This is a genomic window from Rhizobium sp. BK196, from assembly GCF_014193255.1.
Taxonomy (GTDB): Bacteria; Pseudomonadota; Alphaproteobacteria; order Rhizobiales; family Rhizobiaceae; genus Rhizobium.
In genome coordinates this window covers 83,278-101,599 of record NZ_JACHZB010000010.1, presented here as the reverse complement: position 1 = coordinate 101,599, position 18,322 = coordinate 83,278, and the positions used below count along the sequence as shown (strand labels likewise).

Annotated in this window: 19 protein-coding genes; 2 read left to right on the top strand and 17 right to left on the bottom strand. The window is 60.3% G+C overall.

What is annotated here, in order from left to right:
* Positions 1-187: 187 nt before the first annotated feature.
* The 10 genes from FHT78_RS26275 to FHT78_RS26230 all read right to left on the bottom strand — a co-directional run bounded on the left by FHT78_RS26275 (position 188) and on the right by FHT78_RS26230 (position 10,404).
* Entirely contained in the window at positions 188-595 is a 408-nt protein-coding gene (locus FHT78_RS26275; RefSeq protein ID WP_183749495.1) for a F0F1 ATP synthase subunit epsilon, read from the bottom strand.
* Positions 595-834 (bottom strand): hypothetical protein, encoded by a 240-nt coding sequence (locus FHT78_RS26270; RefSeq protein ID WP_183749494.1) that lies wholly within the window; start codon positions 832-834, stop codon positions 595-597. The genes FHT78_RS26275 and FHT78_RS26270 overlap by 1 nt, the downstream gene beginning before the upstream one ends.
* Positions 834-2,261 carry a F0F1 ATP synthase subunit beta gene (gene atpD / locus FHT78_RS26265; protein WP_183749493.1) on the bottom strand — a complete coding sequence of 476 codons (1,428 nt, stop codon included), beginning with the start codon at positions 2,259-2,261 and terminating at the stop codon, positions 834-836. The genes FHT78_RS26270 and atpD overlap by 1 nt, the downstream gene beginning before the upstream one ends.
* Before the next feature lie 22 nt (positions 2,262-2,283).
* The gene (locus tag FHT78_RS26260) at positions 2,284-3,168 is read right to left on the bottom strand and encodes a F0F1 ATP synthase subunit gamma (protein WP_183749492.1); all 885 of its coding nucleotides are present in this window, start codon (positions 3,166-3,168) and stop codon (positions 2,284-2,286) included.
* A 27-nt stretch (positions 3,169-3,195) separates the two neighbouring features.
* Positions 3,196-4,725 carry a F0F1 ATP synthase subunit alpha gene (gene atpA / locus FHT78_RS26255; RefSeq protein ID WP_183749491.1) on the bottom strand — a complete coding sequence of 510 codons (1,530 nt, stop codon included), beginning with the start codon at positions 4,723-4,725 and terminating at the stop codon, positions 3,196-3,198.
* Complete coding sequence (locus FHT78_RS26250; RefSeq protein ID WP_183749655.1) at positions 4,725-5,291, bottom strand: F0F1 ATP synthase subunit delta; 567 nt, start codon at positions 5,289-5,291, stop codon at positions 4,725-4,727. The genes atpA and FHT78_RS26250 overlap by 1 nt, the downstream gene beginning before the upstream one ends.
* Positions 5,292-5,546: 255 nt before the next feature.
* Complete coding sequence (locus FHT78_RS26245) at positions 5,547-5,936, bottom strand: DUF4345 domain-containing protein (RefSeq protein ID WP_183749490.1); 390 nt, start codon at positions 5,934-5,936, stop codon at positions 5,547-5,549.
* Positions 5,937-6,014: 78 nt separating this feature from the next.
* The gene (locus FHT78_RS26240) at positions 6,015-8,231 is read right to left on the bottom strand and encodes a primosomal protein N' (protein WP_183749489.1); all 2,217 of its coding nucleotides are present in this window, start codon (positions 8,229-8,231) and stop codon (positions 6,015-6,017) included.
* 54 nt (positions 8,232-8,285) lie between these two features.
* A complete protein-coding gene (locus tag FHT78_RS26235) occupies positions 8,286-9,434 on the bottom strand; it encodes an AAA family ATPase (RefSeq protein WP_183749488.1) in 1,149 nt (382 codons plus the stop codon).
* A gap of 25 nt (positions 9,435-9,459) precedes the next feature.
* Positions 9,460-10,404, bottom strand: coding sequence for a GNAT family N-acetyltransferase (locus FHT78_RS26230; RefSeq protein WP_183749487.1), 945 nt, complete (start codon positions 10,402-10,404; stop codon positions 9,460-9,462).
* 143 nt (positions 10,405-10,547) lie between these two features.
* Here FHT78_RS26230 and FHT78_RS26225 point away from each other — a divergent pair, with 143 nt between their 5' ends.
* Together FHT78_RS26225 and FHT78_RS26220 are read left to right on the top strand one after the other, a co-directional pair.
* Entirely contained in the window at positions 10,548-11,483 is a 936-nt protein-coding gene (locus tag FHT78_RS26225; RefSeq protein ID WP_183749486.1) for a tyrosine recombinase XerC, read from the top strand.
* 87 nt (positions 11,484-11,570) lie between these two features.
* A complete protein-coding gene (locus FHT78_RS26220) occupies positions 11,571-12,647 on the top strand; it encodes a TraB/GumN family protein (protein ID WP_183749485.1) in 1,077 nt (358 codons plus the stop codon).
* A gap of 12 nt (positions 12,648-12,659) precedes the next feature.
* On the opposite strand, the gene FHT78_RS26215 is transcribed toward FHT78_RS26220, so the two are convergent.
* From FHT78_RS26215 to FHT78_RS26185, 7 genes are all read right to left on the bottom strand, one after another.
* On the bottom strand, positions 12,660-13,160 hold the full coding sequence (locus FHT78_RS26215) for a cytochrome b/b6 domain-containing protein (RefSeq protein WP_183749484.1): 501 nt from the start codon (positions 13,158-13,160) through the stop codon (positions 12,660-12,662).
* 102 nt (positions 13,161-13,262) lie between these two features.
* On the bottom strand, positions 13,263-14,666 hold the full coding sequence (gene lpdA, locus FHT78_RS26210; RefSeq protein WP_183749483.1) for a dihydrolipoyl dehydrogenase: 1,404 nt from the start codon (positions 14,664-14,666) through the stop codon (positions 13,263-13,265).
* Positions 14,667-14,689: 23 nt separating this feature from the next.
* Positions 14,690-15,442 carry an SDR family oxidoreductase gene (locus tag FHT78_RS26205; protein WP_183749482.1) on the bottom strand — a complete coding sequence of 251 codons (753 nt, stop codon included), beginning with the start codon at positions 15,440-15,442 and terminating at the stop codon, positions 14,690-14,692.
* A complete protein-coding gene (locus tag FHT78_RS26200) occupies positions 15,439-15,951 on the bottom strand; it encodes a hypothetical protein (RefSeq protein WP_246715426.1) in 513 nt (170 codons plus the stop codon). Before FHT78_RS26200 ends, FHT78_RS26205 begins: the two co-directional genes overlap by 4 nt.
* 14 nt (positions 15,952-15,965) lie before the next feature.
* Positions 15,966-16,706 (bottom strand): DUF4241 domain-containing protein, encoded by a 741-nt coding sequence (locus tag FHT78_RS26195; protein ID WP_183749480.1) that lies wholly within the window; start codon positions 16,704-16,706, stop codon positions 15,966-15,968.
* Positions 16,707-16,721: 15 nt separating this feature from the next.
* On the bottom strand, positions 16,722-17,972 hold the full coding sequence (gene odhB / locus FHT78_RS26190; protein WP_183749479.1) for a 2-oxoglutarate dehydrogenase complex dihydrolipoyllysine-residue succinyltransferase: 1,251 nt from the start codon (positions 17,970-17,972) through the stop codon (positions 16,722-16,724).
* Between the two features lie 31 nt (positions 17,973-18,003).
* Positions 18,004-18,321 carry a YciI family protein gene (locus tag FHT78_RS26185; protein WP_183749478.1) on the bottom strand — a complete coding sequence of 106 codons (318 nt, stop codon included), beginning with the start codon at positions 18,319-18,321 and terminating at the stop codon, positions 18,004-18,006.
* Position 18,322: the final 1 nt, after the last annotated feature.

Genomic DNA, 18,322 nt, shown 5'->3' with positions numbered 1-18,322 from the left:
ATGCCGCAGCCTCCGCGATGAAAGCCCGCTCCGGTATCAATAAACTCGCGGGGATGCCTTTCGTCACTTCGATGTGGCTCCTATACAGCCGGTGATGCGTGACGAACGGCCGAATTCTGTTGTGGCAAAAAGAAAAGCGGCCTTGAAAGGCCGCTTTTCTCATTCTGCCTGTTGCTGGCCGTGCCGATCAATCCTGCTGGACGACGCCACGCAGGTGGGTCAATTCCATGATGAAATGCTCGAGCTTCGACTTGTGCTCGTGATGCTCGGCATCTTCAAGTTCCTTCTTCGCAGCTTCGATGCGACGGGTCAGTTCATCCTTGTTGAGTTCTTCGACCGGAACAGCCGATTCTGCGAGCAGCGTGCAGCCGGTCGGCAGAATATCGGCAAAGCCGCCGAACACGACATAGTTCTGCTTCGAACCGGAAGCGGAGCGAACGCTTACAATGCCCGGCTTGACAGTCGTCATCGTCGGGGCATGGTTGGCCATAACAGTCATTTCGCCTTCGGTCGCGGGAATGACGACCTCGGTCACCATCTGCGACAGCAGCAAACGCTCCGGCGAAACGAGCTCAAAGTTGAAATTGTCAGCCATCAGTGACTTACCTTCTCGGCTATGGCTTTTGCATCGTGCAATTTGGTCCCGCAGAACGGGCAGTGCAGTATCGCATGGTCGAGATAACCAAGGCCTTCCTCGGTCTGGGCCAGCCCAACAACCATCATCATCACGCCGTTGTCGGCACGGTAGATGATCGGCGCGGCCGGTTCAGGAAGCTCTGCCACGACACTTTTAAGGGTGTCGCAACAGAATATCTCGTCCTGAGCGTCGCTCATCAAGCGGCTGCGAGCTTCTTGGCCTTCTCGATAGCTTCTTCCATCGAGCCAACCATGTAGAAGGCAGCCTCCGGCAGGTGATCGTACTCGCCGTTGACGAGCCCCTTGAAGCCCTTGATCGTGTCTTCGAGAGCAACCAGCTTGCCCGGCGAACCGGTGAAGACTTCGGCAACGAAGAACGGCTGCGACAGGAAGCGTTCGATCTTGCGGGCGCGGGCAACCGACAGCTTGTCTTCTTCAGACAGTTCGTCCATGCCCAGGATGGCGATGATGTCCTGCAGGGCCTTGTAGCGCTGCAGCGTCGACTGAACCTTACGAGCAACTTCATAGTGCTCTTCGCCGACGACCATCGGGTCGAGCATGCGCGAGGTGGAGTCGAGCGGGTCGACGGCCGGGTAGATGCCCTTTTCAGCGATCGAACGCGACAGAACCGTCGTTGCATCCAAGTGGGCGAACGAGGTTGCCGGTGCCGGGTCGGTCAAGTCGTCGGCCGGAACGTAAATGGCCTGAACCGAGGTGATCGAGCCCGTCGTCGTCGTGGTGATGCGTTCCTGCATCTGGCCCATGTCGGTGGCGAGCGTCGGCTGATAACCAACGGCCGAAGGAATACGGCCGAGCAGAGCCGACACTTCCGAGCCAGCCTGCGTGAAGCGGAAGATGTTGTCCACGAAGAACAGAACGTCCTGGCCCTGGTCGCGGAAATGTTCAGCAACCGTGAGGCCCGTCAGAGCGACGCGAGCGCGAGCGCCCGGCGGTTCGTTCATCTGGCCGTAAACGAGCGCAGCCTTGGAGCCTTCGCCGCCGCCATGCTTGTTGACGCCCGATTCGATCATTTCGTGGTACAGGTCGTTGCCTTCGCGGGTACGTTCACCCACGCCTGCGAAGACCGAGTAACCACCGTGCGCCTTGGCGACGTTGTTGATCAGTTCCATGATGAGAACGGTCTTGCCGACGCCTGCACCGCCGAACAGACCGATCTTGCCGCCCTTTGCGTAGGGAGCGAGAAGGTCGACGACCTTGATGCCGGTGACGAGGATCTGCGCTTCCGTGGACTGCTCGACGTAAGCCGGAGCGTCTTGGTGGATGGCGCGCTTGTGAGCGGTGTTCAGCGGACCAGCTTCGTCGACCGGCTCGCCGATGACGTTCATGATACGGCCGAGCGTTTCGTCACCAACCGGAACCGAAATCGGAGCGCCGGTATCGGTAACCTGCTGACCGCGAACGAGCCCTTCGGACGAGTCCATGGCAATTGTGCGAACTTCGTTTTCGCCCAGATGTTGAGCGACTTCGAGAACCAGACGGTTGCCGTTGTTGTCGGTTTCGAGCGCGTTCAAAATCGCCGGCAGTTCGCCTTCGAAAGCAACGTCGACGACGGCGCCGATAACCTGGGTGACTTTGCCGACAGAGCGGGTAGCTGCCTCAGCCATTTTCTTACCCTCTTTCCCTAACTCAGAGCGCTTCCGCGCCCGAAATGATTTCAATCAGTTCCTTGGTGATCTGAGCCTGACGCTGACGGTTGTAGCTCAACGTCAGCTTATTGATCATCTCACCAGCATTGCGCGTCGCATTGTCCATCGCGCTCATCTTGGCACCCATCTCGCCCGCGACGTTCTCAAGGAGAGCGCGGAAGATCTGGACGGAGATGTTGCGCGGGATCAGATCGTCGAGGATCGACGCCGGATCCGGCTCGTATTCATAGACAGCGCTGGCATGGGCTGCATCTTCGGCAACGGCTTCAGGAGCCTTGGCCGGGATGAGCTGCTGCGCCGTCGGGATCTGACTGATCACCGACTTGAATTCCGAGTAGAACAACGTGCAGACGTCGAATTCACCGGCTTCGAACATCTCGATGATGCGCTTGCCGATCTGATCGGCATTCTCGAAACCGATCTTCTTGACTTCGCGCAGTTCCTTGCGCTCGACGATCATCGACGCGAATTCGCGACGCAGGATGTCATAGCCCTTTTTGCCGACAGTGAAGATCTTCACCGTCTTGCCTTCGGCAACCAGCTTGCGAACGTGATCGCGAGCAAAGCGGGCAATCTGCGAGTTGAAACCGCCGCAAAGGCCGCGTTCGGCCGTGCAGACGACGAGCAGGTGCACCTGGTCCTTGCCCGTGCCGGTCATCAGGACCGGCGCGCCGTCCGCATCGGTAACAGCCTTGGCGATGTTCGCCAGGACGGCACCCATACGCTGCGAGTAAGGCCGGGCGGCCTCGGCCGCCTCCTGCGCACGCCGAAGCTTCGCCGCGGCGACCATCTTCATCGCCTTGGTGATCTTCTGCGTCGCCTTGACGGAGGCGATCCGGTTTTTCAGATCCTTAAGTGAAGGCATCCGTTATCGTCCTAACCTAGGGTCCGATTACTGGAAAGACTTGGCGAAGCTGTCGAGAGCAGCAACGAGCTTGCCCTTCGTATCGTCGCTGATAGCCTTTTCCGTGCGGATCGCATCCAGGATAGCAGAGCCTTCTGAACGCAGGTAGGACAACAGGCCCTGTTCGAACTTGCCGACCTGAGCGACCGGCAGCTTGTCGAGGTAGCCATTGACGCCCGCGAAGATCACCGCAACCTGCTCTTCCGTCTTCAGCGGCGAGAACTGCGGCTGCTTCAGGAGTTCGGTCAGGCGCGCACCGCGGTTCAGCAGGCGCTGCGTAGCGGCGTCAAGGTCCGAGCCGAACTGTGCGAAGGCGGCCATTTCGCGATACTGGGCGAGCTCGCCCTTAATCGAGCCGGCAACCTGCTTCATCGCCTTGATCTGGGCCGAAGAACCGACGCGGGAAACCGACAGACCGACGTTAACGGCCGGACGGATACCCTGGTAGAACAGGTCGGTTTCGAGGAAGATCTGGCCGTCGGTGATCGAGATCACGTTGGTCGGAATGAAGGCCGAAACGTCGTTGCCCTGAGTTTCGATGACCGGCAGAGCGGTGAGCGAACCAGCGCCCTTGTCGTCGTTCATCTTCGCAGCGCGCTCGAGGAGGCGCGAGTGCAGGTAGAAAACGTCGCCCGGATAAGCTTCGCGGCCCGGCGGGCGGCGCAGCAGCAGCGACATCTGGCGGTAGGCAACGGCCTGCTTGGACAGGTCGTCATAGCCGATCAGCGCGTGCTGGGCGTTGTCACGGAAGTATTCGCCCATGGCGCAGCCTGCAAATGGAGCGAGGAACTGCATCGGGGCCGGATCGGAAGCGGTCGCGGCAACGACGATCGAATACTTCAGTGCGCCCCGCTCTTCGAGAACCTTGACGAATTGGGCAACGGTGGAGCGCTTCTGGCCAACGGCGACGTAGACGCAGAAAAGCTTATCCTGATCCGGGCCGTTGTCATGGATCGGCTTCTGGTTCAGGAACGTGTCGAGAATGATGGCGGTCTTGCCGGTCTGGCGGTCACCGATGACAAGCTCGCGCTGGCCGCGACCAACCGGTATTAGCGCATCGATAGCCTTGAGGCCGGTCGACATCGGCTCATGAACCGACTTGCGCGGAATGATGCCCGGAGCCTTGACGTCGACGCGCGCACGGCGGGTCGCGTTGATCGGACCCTTCCCGTCGATCGGGTTGCCGAGAGCGTCGACAACGCGGCCGAGCAGTTCCGGACCAACCGGGACGTCAACGATCGCGCCGGTACGCTTGACAGTGTCGCCTTCCTTGATGTCGCGGTCGGAGCCGAAAATAACGACACCGACATTGTCGGATTCAAGGTTGAGCGCCATGCCGCGGATGCCGCCGGGGAACTCGACCATTTCACCAGCCTGGACGTTGTCCAGGCCGTAAACGCGAGCGATACCGTCACCAACGGAGAGAACCTGGCCGACTTCCGAGACTTCTGCCTCTTTGCCGAAGTTCTTGATCTGGTCTTTAAGAATTGCGGAAATTTCCGCAGCGCGGATATCCATCAGCCGACCTCTTTCAATGCAAGCTTAAGGGTAGAGAGTTTGGTACGAAGAGACGTATCAATCTGACGGGACCCGACCTTGACGATCAGACCACCAAGAATTGACGGATCAACCGTGACAGCAATTGCCACGTCTTTGCCGGTGACGCCCTTCAGCGCCGCCTTCAATTCATTTTCCTGCTCTGCGGAGAGAGCATGGGCCGAAGTGACTTCGGCAGAAATTTCGCCGCGATGATTGGCAGCAATGATGCGGAAGGCCTTGATCATGCCCGGCAGGGCAAAGAGGCGGCGGTTACGCGCCACGACCTTGAGGAAATTGGCAAAGAAGCCCGAGAGACCAGCCTTTTCGCTGATTGCAACGATGCCCTTGAGCTGATCTTCTGCGGAGAAAACCGGGCTCTGGACAAAGCGCTTCAGGTCGTCGCTTTCGTCCAGCATGGCCTGGAAACGGTCGAGATCGGCGGTAACGCTGTCGACTGCGCCTTCGTCGAGCGCCAGCTCGAAAAGCGATGAGGCATAGCGCTCTGCAACACCAGAAGTAAGCTGGGACGTGTCTGCCACGGGCACAAATTTCCCTGATTTCAATTCAAAATCCGACTTCCGGCGGGCGCCGAACCTATGACTTTGAATTCGTTTTGATTTCCCCCAGAAATCGCAAGAGAAGCCTCTTGCTTCTTCCGAAATTCGGGGTCCGTCTAACATAGGATGTTCGGACTCGCAACACGCGTAACGTCCGAATACGTGTTTCGCATGATTTTCTGTCTGCAAAATTACGCAAACGCCGGAAAGCGGCCCGCGAAACGCTTGAATTTCTGCTTTGGATCAGCCCTGCAGGAAGCCGAATACGTGTAGCAACGGCAATGCGGCTATCGCCACCTGCACAACCAGAAGTAAATAATTGAGGAGCGTGCTCCCCCTATCTGACAAGATTGAAATGATCCGTGCGAACGCTGCCATCGCGAAGGCCGCTCCGAGCGCCAGATAGGTCCAATCCTGCGCCAGCATGATCGCGGCGACGCCGAGACCGAGATAGAAGCCGCCCATCGACCGGACTTCGCTGAAGCCTTCACGCCGTTCGCCCCGTGGCGCCAGACCGAAGGCCTGCATGGCAAGACCGGGCGCAAACATGATGACGAAGCCGGCAAACGCGGTGAAGGCCGCTGCGCCAAAGGCAAGCTGCTCGCCAAATTCCGTCGGGAAGTAGAATTCCATGCCTCGCCCCAAATCGCCAGTTGATTCGGCGTTTATGCCATGATCGGCGGCATCCGGAAACGCTGAGACTGTAACGATCTACAGGAAGCTCTGCGGATCGATGTCGAGCTGAACCTGGATCGAGCCTCGCTCCTTCGGCGCCTGCGACAGCATCGCGCGCAGATAGGCCTGCATGTCGGAATTCCGGCGTCCATGCACCAGCAGGCGGAAGCGATGGCGGCCGCGCACCAATGCCAACGGCGCTTCCGCCGGGCCGAGAACGGAAATACCCGAAACCTGCGGTGCGGCGTTACGCATGCCCCGAGCATGGTTTTCCGCGTCGTGCCGCGTGTCGGCCGAAACGATGATGGAGGCAAGCCTGCCGAAGGGCGGCAGGATCGCTCGCTCCCGCTCGCTGATTTCGCGCTCGTAAAAGGCCCGCGCATCCCCGGAGACGATGGCCTGCATGACCGGATGCTGCGGCTGATACGTTTGCAGCAGACCATGGCTTTTGAGGCCGGTTCGGCCGGCGCGGCCAGTCACTTGCGAGAGAAGCTGGAAGGTTCGCTCCGCGGCGCGAGGGTCGCCATTTGCGAGCCCCAAATCGGAATCAACGATGCCGACCAGTGTCATCAGCGGAAAATTGTGCCCCTTGGCGACAAGCTGCGTACCGATGACGATATCCGCCTCGCCCTTGGCGATGGCATCAAGCTCCAGCCGTAGCCGCTTCACCCCACCCATGATGTCGGAGGAGAGTACGATGGTGCGCGCATCCGGAAAATGCCGTTCCACCTCTTCGGCAATACGTTCCACGCCCGGCCCGCAGGCCACGAGATGGTCGAGCGTCCCGCATTCCGGACAGGCCTCCAGCGTAGGCTCGGAATGACCACACTGATGGCATTGCAGCTGCCGGCGAAAGCGATGCTCCACCAGCCAGCTTGAACATTGCGGGCACTGGAAACGATGGCCGCACACACGGCATAGCGTCAGCGGCGCGTAGCCGCGGCGATTGAGGAAGAGCAGCGCCTGCTCGCCCTTTTCCACCGTCCTGCCGATCGCCCGGATCAGGACCGGCGACAGAAAACCACCGCGCTCCGGCGCATGGCGCCGCATGTCGACAAGATGCAGGTCCGGCAATGCCGCATCGCCGAACCGTGTCGGCAGATGGATCGTGCTGTAGCGTCCGCTCTGGCCGTTGACCTGGCTTTCGACCGAAGGCGTCGCCGAAACGAGAACGATGGGAAAATCGCCGATCCGCGCCCGTACGACCGCCATGTCACGCGCGTTGTAGTAGACCCGGTCTTCCTGCTTATAGGCAGGATCGTGCTCTTCATCGACGATGATGAGGCCGAGATCTTCGAAAGGCAGGAACAGCGCCGAACGCGCGCCGGCCACGACCCGCACCTCACCCGTCACCGCCTGCCGCCAGACCTTTTCGCGCATGCGCGGGGCAAGGTCGGAATGCCACTCGGCAGGCTTCGCGCCGAACCGGTCCTGGAAGCGTTCGAGAAAACTTGCAGTGAGCGCGATCTCCGGCAGCAGGATCAGCACCTGTTTGCCGCGCCTCAAAGTCTCAGCAATCGCTTCGAAATAGACTTCGGTCTTGCCGGAACCGGTCACGCCGTCGATCAGCGAGACCGCGAATTCGCCTTTGCGCACCTCATCCAGAATTTCTTCGGCAGCTTCCTTCTGCGGACCCTCGAGGCGGGAACCGATGAAGTCCGGATCGGGCCTGGCGACGACAGGTGGCGGCGGCAGGAAGATCGTTTCGAAGATACCCTGTGCGATCAGACCGTCGACGACGCTGGTGGAAACACCCGCTGCATGCGCAAGGCCGGTCCGTGTCCAGGACAGCCCGTCCGCGGCGGTATCGAGCACGCGGGCGCGCGCCGGCGTCATCCGCTCGGGCTCACCGCCGATGAAGCGCAATCCTTCCACCATCGGCTCCGGCTCGAAGGCATTCGGCGCCCTCAGCGCCATGCGCGCCACCAATCCCGGCGGAGAAAGCGTATAGGCGGCGACCCAGTCGATAAAATCCCGCATTTCCTTGTTGAGCGGCGGGCAATCGAAGACATGGGTTATGGGCCGGAGCTTCTTGGGATCGACGCCATCCTCGCCACTATCCCAGACGACGCCGATTACCTGGCGAGGGCCGAGCGGCACCTGTACGACCGAGCCGGGCTCCACCGCCATGCCTTCAGGCACCGAGTAGGAATAGGGTTTTGGCGCCGGCATCGGTACCAGGACCGGAACCGTGCGGTTCACCGGCGGGACTTCGAAAAGCGCACCAAAAAGATCGGACGAATCTGTGCTCATCGCGGCAGACCATGCCCGCAACAGCTGAAAAATGAAACCCGCCGAAAATGACGCTTAATCGTCGTCATCGTCTTCACCCGCGATCGTTCCCGTCAGCCGCATGCCTTCGATCCACGTGGCGCCGTTTTCTCGGATAACCTTTCGCGGACGAATGCCGCAACGTTCGCGCACCGCTTCGGCCAGTTGCACCGAATGGGTAACGATCCAGACCTGGCTGCCCTTAGACGCTTCAGCGATCATGTCGGCGAGCGGCACCAGCATGTCGGGATGCAGGCTCGCCTCCGGCTCATTCAGGGCGATGAGCGGCGGCAGCCTGTAGGAGAGCAATGCGGCGGCAAGACCGAGGAAGCGAATCTGCCCGTCAGACAGTTCACGCGGATGGAAGACGCGGTGCGGGAAGTCCGGCAGCATTAAGCCAAATTCTGCTGTCTCGCCCGGTTCCGGCACGACCAGCCGTGCGCCGCCCAGCGCCGATGCCAGGATCCGATCGAGCTCGACTGTATCCTGCCGCGTATGGGCGAGCGTCGCAAAGACGGCCGCGAGATTGGCACCATCCTCGTCCAGCATAGGGCTGGTGACGGCAAGGCAGGGATGGCGAAGCGGCGAAGCCCTGTCCGTGCGAAAGCCGTGGAAGAAGCGCCAGTTGCTGACGATACGGCGGAAGGCGGCTATCTCGGGAAAATGACCGGCATCGCCGAGCAGAGCGATTGCAGTCTCCGATGTCAGTGCCTCGTCAGGATAGTCCTGCATCCGCCCTGCCGCATCGCGAACGGAAATGCCGGGACCGGCGCGCTTCATCATCGTCACGGCGCGCCGACCGGCTTCGACGGAAAGTTCCTCGGCCTTGATCTGCGGCTCCAGCGCAAAACCTGCCGCATCTATCGGCGGACGCAGCCCAGCCTCGACATAATATCGAAATGTGATTGCCCGCTCTTCGTCGACAATCTCTACCTCCAGACGAATGCGGGCAGGACCGTCGGATTTACGACGTGTCCCCGCCCAGAGGGCCGAGAGCATTCCACCCTCAGAGGCAAGCTCATAGGCCAGCCGGCCGCGAACCGCCGCCTGCACAAGCTGCAGCGCACGATAGAGATTGGACTTGCCGGCGCCGTTCTCGCCGAGAAATAACGTCGTGTCAGCCAGATCCATGCGGATCGAGCGCAGTGACCGATAATTCTTGGCAAACATGGAGCGAAGACGCATGCTTCCGCTTTAGCGCAAAGCAACGCTAAAAAGAATGGGCCGCAATGGGCTCCGGCAACAGTTGCCGAGACACAGGCACGAAGCGTGAGTCGCCATCAACAGCCATATCATGGACCGTGTGCCTTTCCAGCGCCTTCGTCACCTCGTTCAGATCGCCGTCGAGCTCTTCTGCGGGAATGAGATTGCCGATGACGAAATCGAAACGATCACCCTTCTTGTTCAGGAGTTCATGGAAAACCGTCATGTCGCGCAGTTCGGTCGACCATTTGGCAAACCAGTAGAAGAGCCCGGAGTTGCGCGCCGTCATGTGAACAGGGAGGATCGGCAGACCGTATTTGCGGGCAAGGCCGACGGCGGAGGTTTTCCATGGCCGCTCGTTCAATCGCCCGTTCGCCCAATAGGCGATGCGGCCCGAAGGGAAGAGCACGGTCGCCTTGCCCTCCTTCACCGCATGGTTGGTGAGCTGCAGCGTCTCGCGCGCCTTGATTTTGCTCTTGAATTCCTCGCGCCATTCGACCGGGATGATCATTTCTGCAAAGCGCGGATTGACGCGTACCGCATCGCGGTTGGCGAAGAACATCATGTCCGGCCGGCGCGTCTTCAGAAGATCGAACACTGCCACGCCATCGGCAATGCCGGTCGGATGATTGCTGACGAGAATGAAACCGCCGGATGCCGGAATGCGCTCGGCATTGGTGACGTTGATGTCCAGCTTCAGCAGGTTGCTCATATATTCGAACGACTGGAAGCCCGGCATGTTGGTGACATCATTGGCGAATTCGATCGCCTTATTGTAGCGCAACAGCGTATAGAGAAACGGTCGCATGAGCGGCCACAGAGGATGGCGGACGATCTTCTGTCCGCGCTCGGCAATCAGAGTATCGACGATATGGCCGGGCTTTCCGTGTGAAACCAGGGCAATCGCTTCCGCGAGCTGTCCAAAGGCCGTCATGGAATCGCGCCGTGCCATGAAAATTCCTGTCTTACGGAAGCTATAAGCTATCTCAGTGAATTATGATCGATACATGACAAGGGCTTGGCAAGCATTAGCAATTCCATAACGCCACTGTTTCAGAATTGGCGTCACGGAAATCAAATTCAAGAGCCATGAACGTGAATGAACTCCTGATCATCGCCGATCCGCACCTGATGGCGGAACGCAGCGCCTGGCTCGAAAACCTCGCCCGGGAACGCCGCCTTTCCGGACATACGCTCGATGCCTATGAGCGCGACACGCGTCAGTTCCTGACCTTCATGACCGGTCATCTCGGCGGCCCGACGACGTTGCGCGATATCGAAACGCTGCGGCCGGCGGACTTCCGCGCCTTTCTGGCGGCTCGGCGCAAGGAGGGCTCCGGCGCTCGCTCGGTAGCCCGCAATCTCGCCGGCATTCGCTCCCTTCTGCGTTACCTTGAAAAGAAGGGCCTCGTGAATGCGGCAGGTGCCGGCGCCGTGCGATCTCCGAAACAACCGAAATCTCTTCCAAAGCCTTTGTCGGACAGACAGGCCATCACCGTAGTCAGCAACGAAGCCCAGCTCCATGACGAGCCGTGGATTGCCGCGCGCGATGCCGCCGTCATGACGCTTCTTTATGGTTGCGGCCTGCGCATTTCCGAAGCACTCGACCTGACGCCTCCTGACATCAGGGGCGATACCACCACGCTGCGCATCACCGGCAAAGGCAACAAGACGCGCCTCGTGCCGTTGTTGCCCATTGTTTTCGAAGCCGTCGAGAAATACCGAGCACTCTGCCCCTTTCATCTTGACGAAGGCGAGCCGCTCTTTCGCGGCGCCCGCGGCGGCAAGTTGCAGCCTGCCATTATTCAGCGCGCCATGCAGAAATTGCGCAGTGCCTTCGGCCTGCCGGAAACGGCGACGCCGCATGCACTGCGCCATTCCTTCGCCACGCATCTGCTGGCCGGCGGCGGCGACCTGCGCACCATTCAGGAGTTGCTCGGCCATGCCAGCCTTTCCACCACGCAGGTCTACACCGGCGTCGATGCATCAAGGCTTCTGGAAGTGTATGATAAGGCGCATCCGCGCGCGTAAGCCTTCGTTAACACTGTCTCTTAAAGGAATATGCGCAAGCCCGGCGTAGAGCATGAGGCTTGAAGCACATGTGACCGGATTACCATCATGACGATCTCTATCGGCCACCGCACTTTGCGTATCGCGCAGCCGGGCAATGTCCTGCTCTGGCTGATCGCCAGCTTTCACATGCTGCTTGCCGTCGCATTGCTCGCTGTCGTCTTTTCCGTCACGCCGGCCAATGCCGCCGAGGACAGTTGCACCGGAAAGAACCTGGTCACGGAGCTGCAGCAGAACGAACCGGACCGATATGCCGAAGCGGTGAAAGAGGCAGATGCCACACCGAACGGCAAAGGCATCTTCTGGAAGATAGAAAAACCGGGCTTCAAAACCTCCTGGCTGCTCGGCACCATGCACGTCACCGATCCGCGCGTCTTGAACCTCCCGCCCCGCGCGCAGGAAGCCCGTGACGGTGCCGACACGATCATCATAGAATCAGACGAGATCCTCGATGAGAAGAAGGCCACTGCGTCGCTTCTGATGCGACCGGACCTGATGATGTTCACGGACGGCACGACTATCGAAAAGCTTCTTTCGCCTGAGGACTATACCCGCCTCGAAACCGGACTGAAGCAGCGCGGCATCCCGCTCTCGGCCGTTTCCCGCATGCGCCCCTGGATGATCGCGAGCGCCGTGGCACTTCCCGCCTGCGAGATCGCCCGCAAGGCCAGGGGCGCGCAGTTCCTCGACCAGAAGATCGCTACCGATGCAGCCTCCGAAGGCAAGCAGGTCAAGGGGCTGGAAACCCTGGCTGAACAGCTGCAGGCCATGGCCGAGCTGCCGATCGAATTTCATCTGAAGTCGCTGATCGAGACCTTGGAACTCGGAGCCAAGATGAATGACGTGGTCGAGACCATGACCGATATCTATCTCTCCGGCGATATCGGCATGACCATGCCGATGCTGAAGACCGTCACGTCCGAAGGCAGCGACGAGGACAGCGACTACGCCGCCTTCGAACAGCGCATCATCCTCGACCGCAACAAGGTGATGGCTGAGCGCGCCGCCCCCCTCCTCGCCAGCGGCAACGTCTTCATGGCCGTCGGAGCCCTGCACCTGCCGGGCAAGGAAGGCGTCATCGAACTGCTGCGCCAGCAGGGCTTTACGGTCACGGCCGTTAACTGACCGCCTTATCGCTTAACCGACAGTCATCCGCCGCAACACATCGGTCTTCCAATAGAACTGGTGGACCAACGCACCAAAGACATGCGCGACAATGACGATCCAGAGGATGAGCTTCAGGACGTCGGCATGCAGCGAGCCCAATGCTTGCGCACCAAAATAATAGACCGCAATGCCTGACGCCGGCAGGGCGAGCAGCAGCAGATAGAGGCTCGCATGCGCCAGCCGTGCAGCGAACCGAAAGATTGCCGGTTCGTCTGAGGCTTTGAGCGGAACGCCCTGCACGAAGCGCAGGCCGAGCCTCAGGACCGTCATAAGCAGGATTGCGATACCGACATAGGCGTGGATATTGGCCGAAGCGATCTGTTCCGGCGATGGCGTGCCGCCATGGCGGACAAGCCGCTGCCAGGCATTCATGCCATCAGGCAAAAGAAGATTGAAAAGGACCAGGAGCACGGTCGCCCAGTGAAGGAACCGTTGGGAAAGGCTGTAGCCGACAACGACGCGGACATTCATTTTCTTGGCTTTCGTCAAATAGTTAGCGAAGCTTGCCTGTTAAATAAAAAAGCCGCCTGCCCGAAGGCAAGCGGCATTATGAATAATTGCTGATATTTAATCTTACATATGGATCGGCTTGAAGAAGGCGGCGAGCGCTGCTTCCTTCACGGCTTCCGACATGGTCGGATGCGCATGGCAGGTGCGGCCGAGATCCTCTGCCGAACCGCCGAATTCCATCAGCACGGTAATCTCGTGGATCATCTCGCCGGCGCCGAAGCCGACGATATGGCCGCCGAGCACGCGGTCGGTTTCCTTGTCGGACAGAATCTTCACGAAACCTTCGGTCGCCAGCATCGCGCGGGCGCGGCCGTTTGCCGTGAATGGGAACTTGCCGACCTTGTAAGCGACACCGGCAGCCTTCAACTCTTCCTCGGTCTTGCCAACGGAGGCGACTTCCGGCTGCGTGTAGACGACGCTCGGGATGACGTCGTAGTTCACATGCCCGTGCTGGCCCGCGAGGATTTCGGCGAGCGCGACACCCTCGTCTTCGGCCTTGTGCGCCAGCATCGGGCCCTGCACGACGTCGCCGATCGCATAGATGCCCTCGACATTGGTCTTGAAGTGACCGTCGATTTCGACGCGGCCGCGATTGTCGAGCTTGACGCCCGCTTCTTCGAGACCAAGACCAGCCGTGTAGGGAATGCGGCCCGTGGAGATCAGGACGACATCGGCTTCAAGCGTCTGGGCTGCACCGCCGGCGACAGGCTCAAACGCCACCTTGGCGCCCTTGTCACCCTTCTCGACGCCGGTCACCTTGGAGCTCAGCTTGATATCGATGCCCTGCTTGCCGAGCATGCGCTGGAACTGCTTGGAAACATCGGCATCCATCGCACCGAGGATCTTGTCGAGAAATTCGATGACGGTGACCTTCGCACCGAGGCGCGACCAGACCGAACCAAGCTCGAGGCCGATGACGCCGCCGCCGACGACGATCATCGTTTCCGGCACCTTTTCCAGTGCAATGGCGCCTGTAGAGGACAGGATAATCTTCTCATCGATATCGACCTTGACGCCCGGAATGCCGGCAACGTCGGAACCCGTGGCGATGACGATGTTCTTGCCTTCGATTTCCTGCACCGTGCCGTCTTCGGCAGTCACGGAAACCTTGCCGGCAGAAACGATCTTGCCAGTGCCATGGAAGGCTTCAATCTTGTTCTTCTTGAACAGGAAGGCCACGCCGTCAACATTGGACTTTACCGTCGCATCCTTATGCGCCAGCATCTTTTCCAGATTGAGCTTCGGAGCAGCGACCTCGATGCCGAGTTCATCCATGTGATGCGTTGCATGGAACATTTCGGAAGCGTGCAGCAGCGCCTTGGAGGGGATGCAGCCGACATTCAGGCAGGTGCCGCCATAGGTGGCGCGCTTCTCGACGACAGCGACCTTGAGGCCGAGTTGGGCGGCCTTGATTGCCGCGACATAGCCGCCGGGGCCGGTTCCGATAACAATCACATCATAGGACATTGCTTTTCCCTTTACGTTATTGACTAGCGCCCGCCGCTCACATTGAGGATCGCGCCTGTTATGTAGGATGCCGAAGGCGAGAGCAGATAGACGATCGCATCGGCTACTTCTTCCGCTTGTCCGGCTCGCTTCATCGGGATCGATGAAGCCATTTCTTTTGGCCTGTCCGGTTGTCCGCCGGAGGCATGAATATCCGTTTCGATGATGCCGGGGCGGATCGCATTCACTCTGACGCCTTCAGCCGCGACTTCTTTGGAAAGCCCGACCGTAAAAGCATCGATTGCTCCCTTGGAGGCGGCATAGTCGACATATTGCGCAGATCCGCCGAGCACTGCGGCCATGGAGGAGATGTTGACGATCGCACCGCCCTGCCCGCCACGCTCGGTTGACATGCGCCGCACTGCCTCACCGGCGCAGAGAATGGAACCGGTCACATTGATCCGCATCATCCGTTCGAGACGATCGACGGACATTTCATCAACACGCGCGGTGTGATCGACGATACCGGCATTGTTCACCAGCCCGTCCAGCCGCCCGAAATATCTATCGACCGCCTCGAACATTGAGACGATATCGGCGGCATTGCCGACATCACCCTTGATGGCGATCGCATCGCCGCCGGCCTTCTTGATCTCGGAAACGACGGCATTTGCCGCAACCTCGTTCGAGGCGTAGTTCACCGCAACGCGCCAGCCATGGCGGGCGGCAACCAGGCAAGCTGCAGCACCAATGCCGCGGCTGCCGCCGGTCACGAGCAGAACGGGACCATCAGTCATTGTGCGCATCCTTTGAAATCGAGGACATCCCACGGCGCGACCTTTGCCTTGCCGTCACCCCAAGCCGAAGACTGGCGGATTGCCGGGCCGAGGCCGGGAAAGACGATCCTCTCCGCCGCCGGACTGTCACCGGACTGCAAATTATCGAGCCCGCCACTGGCGCTTGCGCGATAAACGAAGCCCTGCCAGACCATGCAGGCATCGAGATCGGCGCCGGTGACATCGCCATCCGGGCAGTTGAACATCACCATGCCCATGGTCCGCTCCGGATCGTCGGATGGCATCACATAGCCATTCATGACGACAGGGCTCTTCAACGCGCTGAGCTTGAATTGATGGGTCGAGGTCATGGCCTCGGAGGTAATCGGCGAGAAGCGCAGTTCATAGGCACCGTCACGATCTCCATAGATCGCGCTGGCCTGCTTGCACTCGACAGCGATGGCGGAAGCCGGCGTCCAGGACAGTGCGGCGATAACGATCGCTGCCAGACCCTTCCGTTTTGTAGCCATTTGCTCTCCACCCATTAGAGGCTCGGCTTTCTGCGCCCGTCGGCGTTTTTGATGACCTGGAAATCCGTCAGCAGCACCAGTGGATGCTCATCCTTGTCCATGCCCCAAAACACGGGATAGAAGCCGTCGCCCGAGCCGCTCCAGAAGATTGCGACATTGCCCTTCTTGCCGGCCATTGGCCGGTGCAGGGCATAGACACCCTTGTTGGCATCGAGCTCCGGAGCGAGCACGTCGTCATAGTAATTCGCGTCGGAATCGGGCTTCTGACCCTGCACCTGTTGCTCGCGCTCCCCGATCAGGTCGAGCGTATCGGCATCCATGTAGCTGCCGAGGCCTGCATCGACGGGGTAGCCGAAGATCTCGTCATCCTTGAGCGTCGCGATATCCTGACCGGGAACGGTCGCAAGCTCCCAATGATCGGGCTTGCCTTCGCCGAAACGCATGCTGGCGGCGGCAACACGCCCGAAAGCCTCATAGAGTCGCACCGGATAGTCGCCTGCAGGAACCGTTCTTGCGAAGGCCGGCCGGTCCGGCTGCGCCAGCGGATCAGCGGCGACGATATGGCCGGAAGTGAGCTCGACATTGCCCATATCGACCGTCTTGAGGGAGCGTGCGGAAAGCTCCGCATCGCTGAGCGACACGAGGTCGAAATTGCTGCTCGCCTTGTTCACGTCGAAAGCGAGAGCCGAGACCGGCATGAACGCAACCATGGCGCAGAATACTGCGCCTGCCGCTCGCATGATCCGGTCTCGCATGGCAGATCGCTCCGCTTAGAGGTCCAGAACCAGACGTTCCGGATCTTCCAGGCTTTCCTTGACGCGCACGAGGAAGGTCACGGCTTCCTTGCCGTCGACGATGCGGTGGTCGTAGGAGAGCGCCAGATACATCATCGGGCGGATGACGACCTGACCGCCGATGGCGACCGGACGCTCCTGGATCTTGTGCATCCCGAGAATGCCCGACTGCGGTGCATTGAGGATCGGCGAGGACATCAGCGAGCCGTAAACGCCACCATTGGTGATGGTGAAGGTGCCGCCCTGCATTTCGGCCATCGAAAGCGAACCGTCACGAGCCGCCTTGGCGAGACGTCCAAGTTCCTTCTCGACTTCGGCAATCGACATCTGGTCGGCGTCGCGGATGACCGGGACGACGAGGCCTTTGTCGGTGCCAACGGCCATGCCGACGTGGCAGTAGTTCTTGTAGATGATGTCGGTGCCGTCGATCTCGGCGTTAACGGCCGGCAGTTCTTTCAGCGCATGCGTGACCGCCTTGGTGAAGAAACCCATGAAGCCGAGTTTCACGCCGTGCTTCTTCTCGAAGACATCCTTGTATTTGTTGCGCAGGTCCATGACCGCCTTCATGTCCACCTCGTTGTAGGTGGTCAGCATCGCAGCCGTGTTCTGTGCATCCTTCAGGCGCTTTGCGATCGTCTGGCGCAGGCGCGTCATCTTCACGCGCTCTTCGCGGGCGGCGTCTTCGACCGTCGATGGGCCACGCGCTGCAACGGGTGCTGCCGGAGCAGCGGCGGCCGGAGCCGCCGCAGCCTTGGCGACGGCGGCGATGACGTCACCCTTCAGAACCTGGCCGCGCTTGCCGCTGCCATCGACCTGCTCGGCAGACAGATTGTTTTCTGCGAGCATCTTTGCCGCGGCCGGAGCCGGCGGCATGGACGATACCGACGTGGCGGGAGCAGCGGCAGTTGCTGCCGGAGCAGCCGGCGTCGGGGCCGGAGCCGCAGGTGCGGCCGCCGGGGCGGCGGCAGCGGGCGCAGCGGCGGCTGCCGCACCTTCTGCGATCTGGCCGAGAAGCGCGCCGAGACCAACCGTCTCGCCAGCCTGGGCGACGATTTCTGAGAGCGTGCCTGATGCCGGCGCCGGAACTTCGATGGTCACCTTGTCGGTTTCAAGCTCGAGAATGGGCTCGTCAGCCTTGACGGCGTCGCCGACCTTCTTGAACCAGGTGCCGACGGTTGCCTCGCTGACGGATTCACCGAGTGTTGGAACGCGGATTTCTGTGGCCATTGTTCAAATCCTGATTGTGCTTGTTATCGTGTTAGATAGCGGTCTCGGCCTGCGGCCGGAGAATGATTGAGGGCATTGGCGAGACATCGAAACGGAAACCGAGGCCGGAAGAGACGATCGGGTCCGCATCGGCAAGCGCCTGCGCTGCCGCCTGGTCCGCAACCTCGACGACCGCGATGCCGAATGCCCCTTCGCCCGCGAAGACGGGGCCGACGGCAATCGCCGATCCCGCAAGAGCGTTCTGGTGCCAATATTCGGCATGGCGCTTCATCGCAGCCATCTCCTCCCCGGTCCCGTCATGCGGGAACGTGGAGCGCGGCGGCACAAGTTTCATGAAGAAATATGCCATC

Coding starts and splice junctions, on each gene's coding strand:
- FHT78_RS26275 (WP_183749495.1), bottom strand. CDS start 595: ATGGCTGACAATTTCAACTTTGAGCTCGTTTCGCCGGAGCGTTTGCTG.
- FHT78_RS26270 (WP_183749494.1), bottom strand. CDS start 834: ATGAGCGACGCTCAGGACGAGATATTCTGTTGCGACACCCTTAAAAGT.
- atpD (WP_183749493.1), bottom strand. CDS start 2,261: ATGGCTGAGGCAGCTACCCGCTCTGTCGGCAAAGTCACCCAGGTTATC.
- FHT78_RS26260 (WP_183749492.1), bottom strand. CDS start 3,168: ATGCCTTCACTTAAGGATCTGAAAAACCGGATCGCCTCCGTCAAGGCG.
- atpA (WP_183749491.1), bottom strand. CDS start 4,725: ATGGATATCCGCGCTGCGGAAATTTCCGCAATTCTTAAAGACCAGATC.
- FHT78_RS26245 (WP_183749490.1), bottom strand. CDS start 5,936: ATGGAATTCTACTTCCCGACGGAATTTGGCGAGCAGCTTGCCTTTGGC.
- FHT78_RS26240 (WP_183749489.1), bottom strand. CDS start 8,231: ATGAGCACAGATTCGTCCGATCTTTTTGGTGCGCTTTTCGAAGTCCCG.
- FHT78_RS26235 (WP_183749488.1), bottom strand. CDS start 9,434: ATGCGTCTTCGCTCCATGTTTGCCAAGAATTATCGGTCACTGCGCTCG.
- FHT78_RS26230 (WP_183749487.1), bottom strand. CDS start 10,404: ATGGCACGGCGCGATTCCATGACGGCCTTTGGACAGCTCGCGGAAGCG.
- FHT78_RS26220 (WP_183749485.1), top strand. CDS start 11,571: ATGACGATCTCTATCGGCCACCGCACTTTGCGTATCGCGCAGCCGGGC.
- FHT78_RS26215 (WP_183749484.1), bottom strand. CDS start 13,160: ATGAATGTCCGCGTCGTTGTCGGCTACAGCCTTTCCCAACGGTTCCTT.
- lpdA (WP_183749483.1), bottom strand. CDS start 14,666: ATGTCCTATGATGTGATTGTTATCGGAACCGGCCCCGGCGGCTATGTC.
- FHT78_RS26205 (WP_183749482.1), bottom strand. CDS start 15,442: ATGACTGATGGTCCCGTTCTGCTCGTGACCGGCGGCAGCCGCGGCATT.
- FHT78_RS26200 (WP_246715426.1), bottom strand. CDS start 15,951: ATGGCTACAAAACGGAAGGGTCTGGCAGCGATCGTTATCGCCGCACTG.
- FHT78_RS26195 (WP_183749480.1), bottom strand. CDS start 16,706: ATGCGAGACCGGATCATGCGAGCGGCAGGCGCAGTATTCTGCGCCATG.
- odhB (WP_183749479.1), bottom strand. CDS start 17,972: ATGGCCACAGAAATCCGCGTTCCAACACTCGGTGAATCCGTCAGCGAG.
- FHT78_RS26185 (WP_183749478.1), bottom strand. CDS start 18,321: ATGGCATATTTCTTCATGAAACTTGTGCCGCCGCGCTCCACGTTCCCG.